Source organism: Pseudomonas sp. DrBHI1 (assembly GCF_002205115.1).
Lineage (GTDB): Bacteria > Pseudomonadota > Gammaproteobacteria > Pseudomonadales > Pseudomonadaceae > Aquipseudomonas > Aquipseudomonas mosselii.
In genome coordinates, this window is the sequence record NZ_NIBE01000011.1 from 30,167 (window position 1) to 46,349 (window position 16,183).

Here is a 16,183-nt window from a genome sequence, read left to right on the forward strand (position 1 = left end):
ATCGCGCTCGGGCAAACCGGACTATCTTGCAGGATTGTTCCCAGACAAGCGAAGGAGTGGATGCGATGACGGCGAAGAAGATTCTCATGCTGGTGGGCGACTACGTCGAGGACTACGAGGTCATGGTGCCATTCCAGGCCCTGGCCATGGTTGGCCACACCGTCCATGCCGTGTGCCCGGAAAAGATTGCCGGGCAGACGGTGCGCACGGCGATCCACGATTTCGAGGGCGAGCAGACCTACAGCGAGAAGCCGGGGCACAATTTCGCCCTGAACTACGACTTCGTCCAGGTGCGCGCCGAAAGCTACGACGCGCTGCTGATCCCCGGTGGCCGCGCCCCGGAGTATCTGCGCCTGAACGAGAGGGTGCTGGAACTGGTCAAGGCCTTCGACCAGGCCGGCAAGCCCATTGCGGCCGTGTGCCATGGGGCCCAGTTGCTGGCGGCGGCAGGCGTGCTGGAAGGGCGCGAGTGCAGCGCCTATCCCGCTTGTGCGCCCGAGGTACGGCTGGCGGGTGGGCGGTTCATCGATATCGCGGTGGACCAGGCCCATGTCGACGGGAATCTGGTGACGGCGCCTGCCTGGCCTGCGCATCCGGCGTGGCTGGCGGCGTTTCTGAAAGTGTTGGGAACCCGTATCTCCTGACCGACACGGTTGAGCTTTGTAGGCGATCGCCCAGCCCTTCGGACTGCGTTGCCGCGCCGGGAACTGTCCCCTGTGGGAGTAGCGGTCATGGAGAAATACCTGTCGCGCAGGGGAAAGGCCGCGGGGCTGGGGGGATGCTAGGGTGGGCCTCAGTCATAGCCATCGACAGGACGACCGCCCGCATGGAAATACGTCTGCTCCATGGCGCCGCCATCGCGCCTTACATCGATGACCTCGCGCGCCTGCGCCTGGCGTTGTTTCGCGAGTTTCCCTATCTCCTGGACAGTTCCCTGAGTTACCAGGCCGATTACCTGGCCAATTACGCCGAGTCCGGACGCAGCCTGGTGGTGCTGGCGTTGGACGGCAACCAGCTGGTGGGCGCCGCCACCGGCCTGCCGCTGGTGGATGTCGATCTCGAGTTGCAGCAACCGTTCCTCGCCCAGGGCCGTGATCCGGCCTCGGTCTATTACTTCGGCGAGTCTGTGCTGCTGCCGGCTTACCGTGGACAGGGGCTTGGCGTGCGCTTTTTCATCGAACGCGAGTCCTACGCGCACAAGCTGGCCGAGTTCGACTGCTGCGCCTTCTGTGCGGTGGAGCGTCCGTCTGGACACCCACGGCGTCCGGCGGACTACAAACCATTGCAGGGGTTCTGGCGCAACCGCGGCTTTCTGCATGAACCGTCGCTGCGTACCGCCTATCGTTGGCGAGACCTCGACGAGCAGGCGCAGTCGGCCAAGATCATGTCGTTCTGGCTCAAGGCGCTGCCTGCGTGATCTTGCCTGAGTCACCCAAGCGAGCGCGGTCAACGAAAACGCCCGACATAAGCCGGGCGTTTCGTTGACCGCGAACGGTGCTTTACTTCACTTCCACCGCCAGGCTCTCGGCGATCTTGCTCTGCCACAGCGCGGGACCGGTGATGTGCACCGACTCGCCCTTGCTGTCCACCGCGACGGTGACCGGCATGTCCTTCACTTCGAACTCGTAGATCGCTTCCATGCCCAGCTCGGCGAAGGCCAGGACCTTCGACTTGCGGATGGCCTGGGCCACCAGGTAGGCGGCGCCGCCGACGGCCATCAGGTACACGGCCTTGTTGTCCTTGATCGCCTCGATGGCGGTTGGGCCGCGTTCGGACTTGCCAATCATGCCCAGCAGGCCGGTCTGTTCGAGGATCTGGCGGGTGAACTTGTCCATGCGGGTAGCGGTGGTCGGACCGGCCGGGCCCACCACTTCGTCACCGACCGGGTCGACCGGGCCGACGTAGTAGATGAAGCGGCCCTTGAGGTCGACCGGCAGCTCTTCGCCACGGTTGAGCATCTCGACCATGCGCTTGTGCGCGGCATCGCGACCGGTGAGCATCTTGCCATTGAGCAGGATGGTCTCGCCCGGCTTCCAGCTGGCGACTTCTTCCGGGGTGATGTCGTCGAGGTTGACGCGACGGGCGCTCGGGCCGGCTTCCCAGACGATTTCCGGGTAGGCGTCCAGCGACGGCGCTTCCAGCTCGGCAGGGCCGGAACCATCCAGCACGAAGTGGGCGTGACGGGTGGCGGCGCAGTTGGGGATCATGCACACCGGCAGCGAGGCGGCGTGGGTCGGGTAGTCCATGATCTTGACGTCGAGCACCGTGGTCAGGCCGCCCAGGCCCTGGGCGCCGATGCCCAGCTGGTTGACCTTGTCGAACAGCTCGAGGCGGATCTCCTCAAGACGGTTCTGCGGGCCACGGGCCTTCAGCTCATGGATGTCGATGGACTCCATCAACACTTCCTTGGCCATGACCGCGGCTTTCTCGGCGGTGCCGCCGATGCCGATGCCGAGCATGCCAGGCGGGCACCAGCCGGCGCCCATGGTGGGGACGGTCTTGAGCACCCAGTCGACGATCGAGTCGGACGGGTTGAGCATGGCCATCTTGGACTTGTTCTCCGAGCCGCCGCCCTTGGCCGCGACATCGACCTCGACCTTGTCGCCGGGGACGATGGAGTAGTGGATCACGGCCGGGGTGTTGTCCTTGGTGTTCTTGCGGGCACCGGCCGGGTCGGCCAGAATCGAGGCGCGCAGGACGTTCTCGGGCAGGTTGTAGGCGCGGCGCACACCTTCGTTGATCATGTCGTCGACGCTCAGGGTGGCGCCGTCCCAGCGTACGTCCATGCCGACGCGGATGAACACGGTGACGATACCGGTGTCCTGGCAGATCGGGCGGTGGCCGGTGGCGCACATGCGCGAGTTGATCAGGATCTGGGCGATCGAGTCACGCGCGGCTGGCGACTCTTCACGCAGGTAGGCTTCGTGCATCGCCTGGATGAAGTCGACGGGGTGGTAGTACGAGATGAATTGCAGGGCGTCGGCGACGCTCTGAATCAGGTCGTCTTGCTTGATCACGGTCATGCAGCGCGCTCCTCTTGAAAACGGGAACATTCGTAGAGACGCCCGACGGTGCCGACCAGCGTGTCGAGGCGTCCTTGCAGGTCGCCGGCAGGTCAGGCCGGCGCAAAAAAGGCGCGGCAGTATAGCGCGCCTGTGCCTGCGAAACACCTGCGCGTGGTCTGGACCTTGGTCGGCTGTGCTCGGGCATCTTTTTTGCTGGCCTTGGGCGCTTGGCTTACTGTGCGCTTGGCTTAAAGTGGACCTGTGATTTCTGGAGAACGACTGATCATGCCTGAACTCTGCGTGGGCGAGCGCCGCTGGACGGTCCCTGTCGGCAGCAACCTGCTCGACGCCTTGAACGATGCAGGCCTGAACGTACCTTACAGCTGCCGTGCCGGCAGTTGCCATGCGTGCCTGGTGCATTGCTTGAGCGGGCAACCGGTGGACGCCTTGCCAGAGGCGCTGGCCATGGAAAAACATGTCCAAGGGTGGCGTCTGGCCTGTCAGTGTCGAGTGGTCGCAGACCTGCAGGTGGCTGTCTTCGACCCGCTGCGAGAGGGCGTGGCGGCGAAGGTGGTTGGCGTAGATTGGTTGGGTGATGTGCTACGCCTGCGGCTGCTACCCGAACGGATGATGCGCTACCAGGCGGGGCAGCATGTGGTGTTGTGGAAGGGGGCGGTAGCACGGCCCTATTCCTTGGCGAGCCTGCCGGGAGAAGACACTTTTCTGGAATTCCACATAGACTGCCAACGCCCGGGTGCGTTTTGCGATGCGGCCCGTGGCTTGAGTTTGGGTGACGAACTGCGCTTGGGCGAATTCAGAGGGGGAGCGTTGCATTACGACCCACAGTGGCAAGAACAGCCGCTGTGGCTGTTGGCGGCAGGGACTGGGTTGGCACCGTTATGGGGCATAGTGCGAGAAGCTTTGCGCCAAGGGCATCAGGGGCCGATCAAGGTCTTGCACGTCGCACACGATGAAACTGGGCATTACCTGAGCGAGGCGCTTTCGCATCTGGTCGGTGTGCAGGTCGAGCAGGTCACCGTGGCGCGGATGGAGCAGGCCGTGGCGGGTTTTGGGCCGGTAACCCGGCATACTGTCGCGCTGCTATGCGGCTCTCCTGCAAGCGTCGAGCGCTTTGCGCGGCGGCTGTTCATTGGCGGTTTGCCACGTAGCCAGGTATTGGCAGACGTATTTACCGCACATTGTTGAGCGGGCAGCGAACGTCCATGTGACCGCCTCATCGCACAAGAGCGCCGGCTAGCCGGCGTTCTTGTGCGGGGTTAAACGGCATCACACGTATAACGCGTACGAACCCTATTCGCCATTGATCGTGTACTTCAAGGGCCGTTCGGCTTGAGTGACAAATGTTTCGCGGACGGTCACACCGTTGCGCAAGAGCGCAATGATTATCGGGCCGTTGGACGCGGCTACATTGATGTGGAATTTATTCATCACCCCCGAGGTGAGGCGCCTGTTCGCTAACGTGAATCGCTTGGCTTGACCGTTTACTAAAACCTTCAACTGCCAACCTGCCTCGGGGGGCGTGTCATTGTCGTCGGGGTAGGTGTAGCCATAGGCACCGTGCAAACCGGGATAGATATAAGCCGGTAAGTTACCCTCAGGATCGTAATAGCCAATTAACGTCGTTACCGGTACACCGAAGGCTTGTGGAATTCGGGCAACGGCGGTATCCACCAGGCGTGAGCGCTCATGCCAAAGGCCTGTCTCGCAGATGAAGGACTTTTTGATCCCGCAAGGGATCGTCATGGCCACGCCATTGAAATAGAGTTTCAATGTACCGATCCCGCGGTGGTCGACAATAACCACGCGCCCTTCGTACGCTTGAGACGCAGGCGGCAGGTGAACATCAGCACCGGGTTCGCCCTCGCGCACGAGAAGATTGAGCACGGGGTGTTGGGCCAGCAGCGTATTCACATTCGATTGCCGGAGATCATCTGCGGTCACCGTGCATCGCGCCATGCTTGCCGTCAACAAAATGCACGGTGCCCAGGACGTTCCGGTCGAGACATAGGTTTTTGTAAAACCTCGGGCGATGGGAAGTACCTGGTCATTCAGGTGAAGTTGGCGGCTCTGGGTGGCCTTGTGCTCGATGCGCATGACGCAATCGGTGTGTAAGGCTGCCGAGGGTATATGCACGTCTTCAACCCGATCCGCGTCGGTAATGGCAATGTTCAAGATCGATTGAAGATCAAATTCAGCGGTAGGCGCCGACGGATGGAAATCCTGGCCGCTGGCCTGTTTAAGGCTGACGGAGTCAATGCTGTGGGTGTAAGGCTCCATACTCTTAGAGGTGGGGTTCCACTTACGGAAACCCGTCGGAGAGTCGGAAGAAAATATGGCTTTGCTTTCCAAAAACCGCTGAACCAACTGTGCCGTAAAGGGTGTATGCAGCGTGAAACGGTTGAGTCCACCCATCGGCGCTCCACCGGCCATTGGGTCCATGCCGAACGAGCGCCCATGAAATGGCGCTTGGCACCTGTTTTCGTGGCAGGTGGGTTTTTGGGTGATCGACGGGCTGAAGTTGGGGGTGAACTTGTTGAGGTCCATGTCCCAGCCCCAGCTGGCGTTGATATCTTCTGCAGGCCGATGCACGGAGCCGTCGAACTCGCCGGGAAAATGGCCCAGTCCGTAATTATGTCCGACCTCATGGCTAAATTCATTGCCCAGTGATTGATCGAGTGTGACCATCCCAGCGCCTCCCGATCCACCATGCACTTGAATGCCGTTGGCGTATTTTCCACAGCTGTTGTGTGCGGTGAGCTGAGCGGCTACGAAAGGGGTCCACTCGCCGCTACCTGGCGAACTGTTGATACCGTAGTTGGCGTGGTTGATACCCAGTGAGATCAGCTCCTTGCCGATGTTCTGACGCATGGTGCCAGTGTGCCATCCGCCTTCGCTCGGATCGAAGTCGGTCAACAGGGTGCCGTTTGGCAGCATGACCTCTGGCAGGTGGAGCGACTGGTATTCGTTAACGATCATGCGCGTCAAAGGGACGCGCTGGAAGTACTCTCGGTGGGCATCGGGGGTGACCGCGAAAGCGTATTCATTGCGCGGGGGCGTGAGCATGCCAATGTCGATGGTGTTGATGAGCAGCTCGCAGGTTGCCCCGACTTCAATGTTGTTCAACACCCCAGCAGCGGACCCCGCCTCGAACTTGATGCCGATGCCTGGCTTGATCCACTGCGCCGGAATTATTGCGCTCCAGGTGCCCTCGGTATAGGTCAGTAGGCGGTTTTCCCAATCGGCGCTATTGACCCACTGCCCACCGATCAAGAGGCACTTGAGTTCGGACCCATGGGTTGACTGGAGCGTGCGGTTGTCGAAATGGAGGGTCGTCTCAAAGCCTGCATAATGCTTAATCAATATATTGCCCTTGAGGCTGCTTGCAGGGGCAGGCACATAGATATCTGACGTCCAGGCCCCGTCTGCAAGTCTGATCTCTACCTGATCAAAGCGCGTGAGCAGGTCCCTCAGGTAGGCACCCCCGGGGGTATTGAGTCTCTGTAACTCATCTTGGCTGCTAATCGTGTATGGCTGGGTGGGGGACGGGAAGTTGAAAGACTCCTCATCCAGATTGGCGGGGCTGTGGTAGATCGTGTTAGGCAGGTTGTGTGGCGACTGGAGTTCCAATGTCCCGAGCAAGGCCGAGCGGCTGTCTAGCACATGGGCTGTGATGACTTCTGCTGGCCGCAGGGGTAACGGTTTCAACATCAGCAGGGTTTTGCGGCCGGCGACCAAGTGGGGTTGCTTGTCCCCCGACTTGGGCGTGACTGGCACTACTTGGCTTTGCGCGAATTTCACGCTGCCTTGCAGTGTGCCGAGTAGCTCATTGTTGGCGGGCGCTGTGTCGAAGACCTGGCTGATTTTATGAAGTGAGACGCCTGACCCGTTGGGTCTCAGGTAGAAGCGTTGCGCCAAGTTTTTTATCAAGGCAGGAGCGGAGCCAGAAAAGGTTGCTTCGAGCAAACGTGGGATGTCGATGTAATGACTTTGGAACGAAACGCTCCCATCGGCATGGTTGTTCAGTTTGAAGCTCTGGTATCCCGATCCCTCGTAGGGTTGTACCCACACGGCAGTGTCGGACATCGTAACGGTGAGTTTGTCATCGTTGATATGCCGAATGCCGGTTGAGCCATCTGACTGGCTCACCAATCTGAACAATTGATTGTTCGAAGCATTGGCGGGCTCGAGCAGTAGCTTTCCGTCACGAATCGTCAGCGCGTACGGTGTGTCCATAGCATCACCTTTCCAAGTGTCATTGCTTGGAAAGAACTTTCGCAGCAGTGGCTGACGATGGCTACTGGCAGAATTACTAGTCGCTGAGCGCGAATGTTTGGGAGGGAGATCGAGCGCCACGCGCGTAGCGCTCGATCGGTCGGGCGTTTTTGAGGCCTTGGGGGCAATTGATACGCCACCCCTGAGCGCTCTCAAATCGCCCCGTTCACCCTTGATCAACCGACCAACGGGTCACCGACATGCAGAATCTTCATGCCGTTGGTGCCACCGATGGTGTGGTAGCTGTCGCCCTTGGTCAGGATCACCCAGTCACCTTGCTCCACCAGTCCACGCTTGAGCAGCTCGTCGACCGCCGCCTGGCTCACCTTGTCGGCCGGCAGCGAGGCCGGATCGAAGGCGATCGGGTAGACGCCGCGGAACATGTTGGCACGGGCCTGGGTGGCGCGGTGCGGCGACAGGGCGAAGATCGGCACGTGCGAACGCAGGCGCGACATGATCAGCGGGGTATAGCCACTTTCGGTGAGGGCGATGATCGCCTTGACGCCGGGGAAGTGGTTGGCGGTGTACATCGCCGCCAGGGCGATGGACTCGTCGCAGCGCTCGAACGTGGTGTGCAGGCGGTGGCTGGACTTCTGGCTGGTCGGGTGCTTCTCGGCGCCCGAGCAGATACGGGCCATGGCCTGCACGGCTTCGATCGGGTAGGCACCGGCGGCGCTTTCGGCCGACAGCATCACCGCGTCGGTGTTGTCCAGCACGGCGTTGGCCACGTCGGACACTTCGGCGCGGGTCGGCATCGGGTTCTGGATCATCGACTCCATCATCTGGGTCGCCACGATCACCGCCTTGTTGTTGCGGCGGGCGTGCTGGATGATCTTCTTCTGGATGGCGATCAGCTCGGCGTCGCCGATTTCCACGCCCAGGTCGCCACGGGCAACCATGACGGCGTCGGAAGCGAGAATCAGCTGGTCGAGGGTCTCGTCGTCGGCGACCGCTTCGGCGCGTTCGATCTTGGCCACCAGCCAGGCGCTGCCGCCGGCTTCGTCACGCAGCTTGCGCGCGTACTCCATGTCGCTGGCGTCACGCGGGAACGACACGGCCAGGTAGTCCAGGTCCATTTCTGCGGCCAGCTTGATGTCGGCCTTGTCTTTTTCGGTCAGGGCCGGCGCGGTCAGGCCGCCACCCTTGCGGTTGATGCCTTTGTGGTCGGACAGCGGGCCACCGATGATGACCACGCAGTGCAGGGCATCGGCGGTGGCGGTTTCGACACGCATGACCACACGGCCGTCGTCGAGCAGCAGTTCGTCACCGACGCCGCAGTCCTTGACCAGGTCGGGGTAGTCGATGCCGACGATATCCTGGTTGCCTTCGGTCAGCGGGTGGGCGGTGGAGAAGGTGAACGTGTCACCGACTTTCAGTTCGATGCGCTTGTTGGCGAACTTGGCGATGCGGATCTTCGGACCCTGCAGGTCGCCCAGCAGCGCGACATGGCGGCCGTTCTTGGCGGCGATGTCACGGATCAGGCGGGCGCGGGCCTTGTGCTCGTCCGGGGTGCCGTGGGAGAAGTTCAGGCGTGCCACGTCCAGGCCGGCGAGGATCAGCTGTTCGATCACTTCCGGCGAGTTGCTGGCGGGGCCAAGGGTGGCGACGATTTTGGTACGGCGGATGGTCATGCACAGACTCCTATAGTGAAGCGCAGCGAAAGGCTACTCCTCAATTGCGCTGTAGTCATTGTTCCGTTGCACTACCCGCACACGAAGCAGGGTTGCATTTGAACGGCGCGGGTATGCTTGCAAAAGGCGGTGAAGATTTGTCGTGAAAGGCCGATACACTGCCCATCAAAGGAGAATTCCCATGCGCACCCTGATCGTTTTGACCATGGCGGCCAGTGTCGTCGGCTGCACCCGTTGGTCCATGGACCACCATTTGAACAATGCCTATCGCGCCTACGATCGTGGCGATTGCGCGAAAGTCATGCTGGAGCTGTCACAGGTCGACCGCACCAGCCGCGCCCGTCCGTTCATCCACCCGGAAGTGTCGCTGTTGCGTGGCCAGTGCCTGGAGCGGCAGAAGCTCTACGTCGATGCGGCGCAGACCTATCAGTACCTGATCCAGCAGTACCCACGCAACGAGTACGCCTACCGTGCCCAGGCCCGTCTGCAGACGCTGGATAAGCTCGGCTACCTGCGTGGCAGCGAGGCGGCGGTGGCCAATCCGGTGAAGACTACACCTTGGCGTTAATCCCAAGGTGTCGATGATTTCATGTAGTCCGTCCGTCGGACTGGGCTAATCTGTTAAAGAGTTGTAACGATCATCGCCAGTACCTTGTCTTCCTGGCTCCAGGTACAGGACTTCACTGCGATCATGTTTATCGAGCGACACATACAACGTCATCAGCTGCCTTGCGTGCTCAAGGTGTTCAACCGCTGCACCGACCAGCAGATCGGTTATCTGGGCAACGCTTCGGAAGATGGCCTGATGCTGATCAGCCAGTTGCCGGTGCTGGTGGGGCCCGACTTCGAGTTGCAGCTGCGGGTGCCCCTCGCCGGCGGTGGCCTGCAGTTCATCAACCTGACGGCCAGTTGCCTGTGGTGCCGCGAAGATGAGACGCCGGGGCATTTCGATGCCGGTTTCATGCTGCTGCAGGCACCGCAGGAATACGATGAGTTTGTCCGCACCCTGCGCGACTTCTTCAGCTTCCGTCCCATGAACGCCTCCGCCTGAGGCTGGCCCAGCCCTCCCACGTGCCGTTAGACTCTGGTCGACCTCGATACAGGAAGACCCCGTGAGCTCCAGCATTTTCTGGCACGACTACGAAACCACCGGCATCAATCCGCGCAGCGACCGCCCGCTGCAGGTGGCCGGCGTGCGTACCGACCTCGACCTCAACGAGATCGAGGCGCCGATCAGCCTCTACTGCCGTCCCTCAGACGATATCCTGCCGCACCCGGCGGCCTGCCTGGTGACCGGCATCACTCCCCGGCAGCTGGCCGACCAGGGCCTGTGCGAAGCCGAGTTCATGACCCGGGTGCACGATCAGCTGGCTCGCCCCGGTACCTGCGGCGCGGGCTACAACACCTTGCGTTTTGATGATGAGGTCACGCGCTACAGCCTCTATCGCAACTTCTTCGACCCCTACGCCCGGGAATGGCAGGGCGGCAACAGCCGCTGGGACCTGATCGACGTTGTCCGTACCGCCTATGCGCTGCGCCCCGAGGGGATTGTCTGGCCACAGCAGGACGGGCGCACCAGTCTGCGCCTGGAACTGCTGAGCCAGGCCAATGGCATCGACCATGGCCATGCCCACGAGGCGCTTTCCGACGTGCGGGCGACCATTGCCCTGGCTCGCTTGATTCGTGAGAAACAGCCGCGATTGTATGACTGGTTGTTCCAGTTGCGCAGCAAACACAAGGTCATGGAGCAGGTTCGACTGTTACAGCCCCTGGTACATGTCTCCGGGCGTTTCTCGGCCCAGCGCAACTATATCGGCGTGGTGCTGCCATTGGCCTGGCATCCGCGTAACCGCAACGCGCTGATTGTCTGCGACTTGCAACAAGATGCTTCGCCGCTGCTCCAGGAAAGTGCAGAGGCCTTGCGCCAGCGGCTGTATACGCGGCACGAAGAGATGACCCAGGGCGAACTACCGGTGCCGCTGAAGTTGGTGCATATCAACCGCTGTCCGGTAGTGGCGCCACTGTCGGTACTGCGCCCGGACGACCAACAACGCCTGGGGCTCGAGTTGTCGGCATTGCAGGTAAAGGCGGAGCAGTTGGCCAATCAGCAGGCCATTTGGGGAGACAAGCTGGACATCATTTATCAGGAAGAAGGCTTTGCCCCCAGCGAAGATCCGGAGCAACAGTTGTATGACGGTTTTCTCGGTGACCGCGACAAGCGCCTGAGTGAACAAGTGCGGCGTGTGGATCCGGCGCAATTGGCACATGGGCACTGGATGTTCGATGATCCGCGGCTGCCGGAAATGCTGTTCCGCTATCGCGCGCGAAACTTTTCCGACACCCTTGATGAACAGGAGCACGCCCGTTGGTATGGATTCTGTCAGCAGCGGCTTACTGATCCTACTTACGGTGCGCCTAATACCCTGGCGGACTTCGAGTTGGCATGCCAGGGCAGTTGGGCCGACGCCAGCGAAGCGGGACGGCAGGTGCTGGAGGCTTGGCAAGCTCATGTCCGGCAACTGAAAGTGCAGTACCAGCTTTGAAATGTGCAGATAAACAAAAAACGCCGGCAAGTGCCGGCGTTTTTAATGTTGAAACCAATGCGCCTATCAGGCGAATCAATCCAGCAGGGTAGCCCAGCTTTCGACGACGTCGCCGCCCCACTTGGCTTTCCACTCTTTCAGGGTCTTGTGATTGCCACCCTTGGTTTCAATAACCTCGCCGTTGTGCGGGTTCTTGTATTGCTTGACCTTGCGCGCACGCTTGGTGCCGGTGGTCTTGACTGCGCCACGCGGGGCTTTGCTCAGTTTGCTTTCGGGATCGAGCAGGGCGATCACGTCACGCAGCGACTTGCCGTTTTCGGCCATCAGCTCGCGCAGTTTCTTTTCGAACTCCAGCTCTTTTTGCAGCTTGCCGTCTTGCGACAGGTTGGCCAGGCGGGCTTGAAGTTCTTTGATGGCTTCTTCGGTGGCGCGGTATTCGTTGATCAGGGACATGGTGTGTTCCTTAATGCATGTTCAGAGAGAGACAGTGAGGCAATAATAGACAGGCGAAACTCTCAAGTAAACAATTTAATATTGATCACTCATTTAATAGTAGGCACTGACTGCGCAGTCATTAGGTTAAGAAAAATTTACAATTTGTCTGGGCCTCTGGCCATTTCCCCTTGGGATGAAGGGAATAGGCGTGTGCGACGGTGTCCTTGAGCGTGAGGGCGCAGGGGTGTAGATGCTTACTGCGTTTTTCCCGGCAGGTCGCTAGAATATGCGCCTTTGCGAAGTTCTGGAGTCTCCCTCATGCGCACCTATCGACTGGTGATTGCCTGCCCCGACCGTGTCGGCATCGTGGCAAAAGTCAGTAATTTCCTGGCCCTCTACAATGGCTGGATCAATGAAGCCAGCCACCACTCCGACGAGCAGAGCGGTTGGTTCTTCATGCGCCATGAGATCCGCGCCGAGTCCCTGCCGTTCGGTATCGAGGCTTTCCGTGAGGCGTTCGCCCCAATCGCCGAAGAGTTCTCCATGACCTGGCGGATCACCGACTCGGCGCAGAAGAAGCGCGTGGTGCTGATGGCCAGCCGCGAATCGCACTGCCTGGCCGACCTGCTGCACCGCTGGCACACCGATGAGCTGGACTGCGAGATTCCCTGCGTGATCTCCAACCACAATGACCTGCGCAGCATGGTCGAGTGGCACGGCATTCCGTTCCACCATGTGCCGGTCGATCCGAAGGACAAGCAGCCGGCGTTCGCCGAGGTCTCGCGCCTGGTCGCCGAATACGGCGCCGATGCCGTGGTGCTGGCGCGCTACATGCAGATCCTGCCGCCGCAGCTGTGCCAGGAATACGCCGAAAAGGTCATCAACATCCACCACAGTTTCCTGCCCTCGTTCGTGGGTGCCAAGCCGTACCACCAGGCGGCGCTGCGCGGCGTGAAGCTGATCGGCGCGACCTGCCACTACGTGACCGAGGAGTTGGACGCCGGCCCGATCATCGAGCAGGACGTGGTGCGTGTCAGTCACGCCGACAGCATCGAGGACATGGTGCGCTTTGGCCGTGACGTGGAAAAGATGGTCCTGGCCCGTGGCCTGCGCTACCACCTGGAAGACCGCGTGCTGGTGCATGGCAACAAGACCGTGGTGTTCAACTGAGACGAGGGCTCAGGCATGGCAGATCCGCGTGACAAGGCCGGCGCCTCGGCGCCAGCGACCTTGGGCGAAGGCTGCCTGGCCCGCTTCGATCCCGAGGCGTTGAGCGGCGAGGACGGCACCGAGTTTCCCGGTGCCGCCGAGCTCTGGGGACGACTCAACCCGTCTGGTGACGCTGCGCCTGCCGTGGACGCACCAGCAGGAACAGGAACACCGGCCCGCCCGCCAGCAGATAGAAGTAATAGGTAACCGCGCGCCAGATCAGGATCGCCGCGGCTGCCGTCGAACTGCCCACCAGCGGTGACAGCAAGGTCGCCGAGGTCAGCTCCGCCGCACCGGCACCGCCTGGCAACAGGCTGAACTGCCCGGCACTGAGCGAGAGCATCTGCACCAGGAAACTGGCAATCCACGCCAGGTCCACCCCCAATCCCCGCAACGCCAGATACAGCACGCTATAGCGCAGGCACCAGTGCGCGCAGGTGAGGATGAACACCAGCGCCAGTGTGCGCCTTGGCATGCTCCAGGTTTCGCTCAGTGCGTGGACAAAGCGCAGCAGCTTGCGCGCCCAGCGCCATCGGCGTGCCGGCGCGATGCCCAGGCGAAGCAACAACCGACCGTTGCCGCGCATCACCGCGCGTCGATAGCGCAGCAGCAGGAAAATCCCCGCAAGTGCGGCGCACAGCAGCAGGGCGCTGCCCAGCAGCATCTGCGCCTGGCTATGACCGAGGCGGTGGAACAGGGCATAGGCGGCAATCGCCAGCATCGCACAGAAGAAGAACAGCAGGTCGTTCAATTGGTCCATGGCGAACACCGCGCCACTGCGCGATGGCGCGATGCGCGCGCGGGCCAGCAGTGTCATCAGGGTCAACGGGCCACCGCTCCCGCCGGGGGTGGTGCAGATGGCAAACTCTGTGGCCATCACCACGCCCAGGCTGTGCATGCGTCCCACCTGTGTGCTCTGCTCACCCAGCAGCAGGCGCAGACGGGCGGCATTGAGGATCCAGCACAGCAGGATCATGGCCAGCAGCAACAGCATCAGCCCGGCGTCGAACGCGCGCAGGCGCGGGAGCAGGTCGCTGCCGCCGAGCAGGGTGGGCACCAGCATTGCCAGCAGCAGTGCCAGGGCCAACCAGCCCAGGCGCTTCATGGGGCGGCCTGGCGCCCCAGCCAGGCGGACTTGGTCAGTGGCTCACGGCCTTGGGCCAGCAACCGGTGCAGGGTGTCGAGCCAGTAATTGCGTGCGCTGGCGTGGCGCATGTCGACCGGATGCAGACCCAGGCGCAGGGTGTCGGCTTCGCTCCAGCGGCGGCACTGCCAGTCGCTGACCACCCTCGACAGGCCGCGGCGCCAAGCGCTGCGTGCGCTCCACACCAGCCCCGGGGCATCGAAGGCGGTGAAATCCGGCAGTCGGTAGAGATGGCGCGGTGAACTGGTATAGCGCAGCGGCAACGCCCGCAATGCCTGGCGCGTGCCTTCGCTCATCAACCAGGCGGGAGCGACGAAACCCGCCACCGGCCAGCCCTGTTTCTCGAACAGTGCCAGCCCCGCCTGCAGGCGCTGCAGGGCATCTGCCTGGTTCAGCCCATGGAACTCGCCTTCGTGGGTATAGATCCGGCGCATGAAGTATTCGCCCGGTCCGCGCGGTGGCGGGCCATCGTCGGCGTGGTAGTAGCCATGCAAGGCCAGCTCGTCACCTTGGGCCAGGCGCCGCTCGAGCAGTCGGCAAAAGGTAGGAGAACGCGTCAGTGGATTGCGATGGTGGAAATCCGGCACCACCAGCCAGGTCATAGGCACCCCGCCCAGTGCGTCGATGGCCTGGACAAAGGGCTGGTAGTCTGGCCAGGTTTCTGGCGCGACATCGTGCAGCACCAGCATCAGGCTGCGCGTGGCGGTCTGGCCCTCAGCCATGGGCGCGCACCGTCAGTGGGTGGCCGAGCACTGCCTGGTAATGCTGGAGCAAACCGTTGACCACGGTGTCCCAACTGTAATGGCGCTCCACATGCTGGCGCGCCTGACGGCCCAGCTGGTCCACACCGCTGTCGAACGCCTCGCGCACAGCTTCGGCCATGGCTTGGCCATTGTTGGGTGGACACAGCCGGCCGCAGTGCCCGTCGACGATCTCGCTAAAGGCGCCGGCACGCACGGCCACCACGGGCGTCGCGCTGGCCATGGCCTCGAGTATCACCAGACCGAAGGTCTCCTGGTCACCGGCATGCACCAGAAGGTCGGCGCTGGCCAGCAGTCGTGCGATCTGCGTGGGCGGGCAGAAGTGGTCGATCACGCTGACATTGCCCGGCACGTTGGCCGGCATGTTCGAGCCCACCAGCAGCAGGTGGTAGGGCTGGCCGAGCGCTTGCATGCAGTCGAGCAGCACCGGCAGGTTCTTTTCCCGTGAGCCGCGACCAGCGAACACCAGCAGGCGACGGTCGTCGGCGATGCCCATCTCTGCACGCAGGCCGGGGTCGTGCCGGTCGGGGTTGAACAGCGCCAAGTCCACACCCAGGCGCTGCACGTGCACATTCTCAACACCCAGCCGGCGCAACTTGTCGGCCATTACCTGGCTGGGCGCCAGGACTCGGTCGAAATGCCCGTAGAGCTTGCTGACGTAGGCCTCGACATTGGGGGTGAACCAGTTGCCCATGCGGTTGCTCACCAGCAAGGGCAGGTCGGAATGATAGAAGCCGATCACCGGCACATCGAGCTTGCGCCGCGCCTCGAGGGCTGCCCAGGCGGTGAGGTAGGGGTCACCGACCTCGATCAGGTCGGGCTGCAGGCGGCGCAGCTCCTTGCACCAGGGCGCCAGGCGCACCGGGAAGCGGTAGCCATTGCCGAAGGGCAGGGGCGGGGCCGGTACGTGGTAGACACCATCGACATGGCTGGCATTGGCACCGGGAATCAGCAGGCTGTGGCGAACGCCGGGCATGGCGTCGAGGCGGCGGTGTTTGGCATCAAGATAGGTTCGCACGCCGCCGCTGGCCGGGGCGTAGAACATGGTGATGTCGGCGATGTGCACGATCAGCATCCCTCCGGGATCTTCCTCGAGTGTGTCATCCGGCGGTAATGAACCGGCGATGACGCGCCTGAGGGTTGACCTGTCTGAAGGATAGTT

Annotated in this window: 14 protein-coding genes; 7 read left to right on the top strand and 7 right to left on the bottom strand. The window is 61.9% G+C overall.

From position 1 onward, the window contains the following. Positions 1-65: 65 nt before the first annotated feature. Both CC207_RS01855 and CC207_RS01860 read left to right on the top strand, forming a co-directional pair. Positions 66-644: a DJ-1/PfpI family protein gene (locus tag CC207_RS01855; RefSeq protein WP_028689706.1), complete on the top strand. Its 579-nt coding sequence runs from the start codon at positions 66-68 to the stop codon at positions 642-644. Positions 645-826: 182 nt separating this feature from the next. Next, a complete protein-coding gene (locus CC207_RS01860; RefSeq protein ID WP_088851487.1) occupies positions 827-1,417 on the top strand; it encodes a GNAT family N-acetyltransferase in 591 nt (196 codons plus the stop codon). Between the two features lie 82 nt (positions 1,418-1,499). On the opposite strand, the gene CC207_RS01865 is transcribed toward CC207_RS01860, so the two are convergent. Then, positions 1,500-3,023: a fumarate hydratase gene (locus CC207_RS01865; RefSeq protein ID WP_011532463.1), complete on the bottom strand. Its 1,524-nt coding sequence runs from the start codon at positions 3,021-3,023 to the stop codon at positions 1,500-1,502. Positions 3,024-3,290: 267 nt separating this feature from the next. On the opposite strand from CC207_RS01865, the gene CC207_RS01870 reads away from it, so the two are divergent. Then, positions 3,291-4,211: an iron-sulfur-binding ferredoxin reductase gene (locus tag CC207_RS01870; protein WP_028689704.1), complete on the top strand. Its 921-nt coding sequence runs from the start codon at positions 3,291-3,293 to the stop codon at positions 4,209-4,211. A gap of 105 nt (positions 4,212-4,316) precedes the next feature. Here CC207_RS01870 and CC207_RS01875 read toward each other — a convergent pair whose 3' ends face one another. Together CC207_RS01875 and pyk are read right to left on the bottom strand one after the other, a co-directional pair. Further along, positions 4,317-7,259, bottom strand: a complete 2,943-nt coding sequence (locus CC207_RS01875) for a M66 family metalloprotease (protein ID WP_088851488.1) — start codon at positions 7,257-7,259, stop codon at positions 4,317-4,319. Between the two features lie 215 nt (positions 7,260-7,474). Continuing rightward, positions 7,475-8,929, bottom strand: a complete 1,455-nt coding sequence (gene pyk, locus CC207_RS01880; RefSeq protein ID WP_028690233.1) for a pyruvate kinase — start codon at positions 8,927-8,929, stop codon at positions 7,475-7,477. 181 nt (positions 8,930-9,110) lie between these two features. Here pyk and CC207_RS01885 point away from each other — a divergent pair, with 181 nt between their 5' ends. The 3 genes from CC207_RS01885 to sbcB all read left to right on the top strand — a co-directional run bounded on the left by CC207_RS01885 (position 9,111) and on the right by sbcB (position 11,472). After that, the gene (locus CC207_RS01885) at positions 9,111-9,497 is read left to right on the top strand and encodes a hypothetical protein (protein WP_028690232.1); all 387 of its coding nucleotides are present in this window, start codon (positions 9,111-9,113) and stop codon (positions 9,495-9,497) included. A gap of 123 nt (positions 9,498-9,620) precedes the next feature. Next, the gene (locus CC207_RS01890; RefSeq protein WP_028690231.1) at positions 9,621-9,980 is read left to right on the top strand and encodes a PilZ domain-containing protein; all 360 of its coding nucleotides are present in this window, start codon (positions 9,621-9,623) and stop codon (positions 9,978-9,980) included. Positions 9,981-10,041: 61 nt separating this feature from the next. Beyond that, positions 10,042-11,472, top strand: a complete 1,431-nt coding sequence (gene sbcB, locus CC207_RS01895; protein WP_088851489.1) for an exodeoxyribonuclease I — start codon at positions 10,042-10,044, stop codon at positions 11,470-11,472. Between the two features lie 75 nt (positions 11,473-11,547). On the opposite strand, the gene mvaT is transcribed toward sbcB, so the two are convergent. Beyond that, positions 11,548-11,925, bottom strand: a complete 378-nt coding sequence (mvaT, locus tag CC207_RS01900) for a histone-like nucleoid-structuring protein MvaT (protein WP_028690229.1) — start codon at positions 11,923-11,925, stop codon at positions 11,548-11,550. 300 nt (positions 11,926-12,225) lie between these two features. Here mvaT and purU point away from each other — a divergent pair, with 300 nt between their 5' ends. Next, on the top strand, positions 12,226-13,077 hold the full coding sequence (gene purU, locus CC207_RS01905) for a formyltetrahydrofolate deformylase (protein WP_028690228.1): 852 nt from the start codon (positions 12,226-12,228) through the stop codon (positions 13,075-13,077). A gap of 154 nt (positions 13,078-13,231) precedes the next feature. Here the strand turns inward: purU and CC207_RS01915 are convergent, their stop codons facing one another. From CC207_RS01915 to CC207_RS01925, 3 genes are read right to left on the bottom strand one after another with little or no spacing between them, the layout of a single operon-like run. Next, entirely contained in the window at positions 13,232-14,221 is a 990-nt protein-coding gene (locus CC207_RS01915; protein WP_028690227.1) for a lysylphosphatidylglycerol synthase transmembrane domain-containing protein, read from the bottom strand. Next, on the bottom strand, positions 14,218-14,982 hold the full coding sequence (locus tag CC207_RS01920; RefSeq protein WP_088851490.1) for a DUF2334 domain-containing protein: 765 nt from the start codon (positions 14,980-14,982) through the stop codon (positions 14,218-14,220). Before CC207_RS01920 ends, CC207_RS01915 begins: the two co-directional genes overlap by 4 nt. Next, positions 14,975-16,096: a glycosyltransferase family 1 protein gene (locus CC207_RS01925; protein ID WP_028690225.1), complete on the bottom strand. Its 1,122-nt coding sequence runs from the start codon at positions 16,094-16,096 to the stop codon at positions 14,975-14,977. The genes CC207_RS01920 and CC207_RS01925 overlap by 8 nt, the downstream gene beginning before the upstream one ends. Between the last annotated feature and the right edge of the window lie 87 nt (positions 16,097-16,183).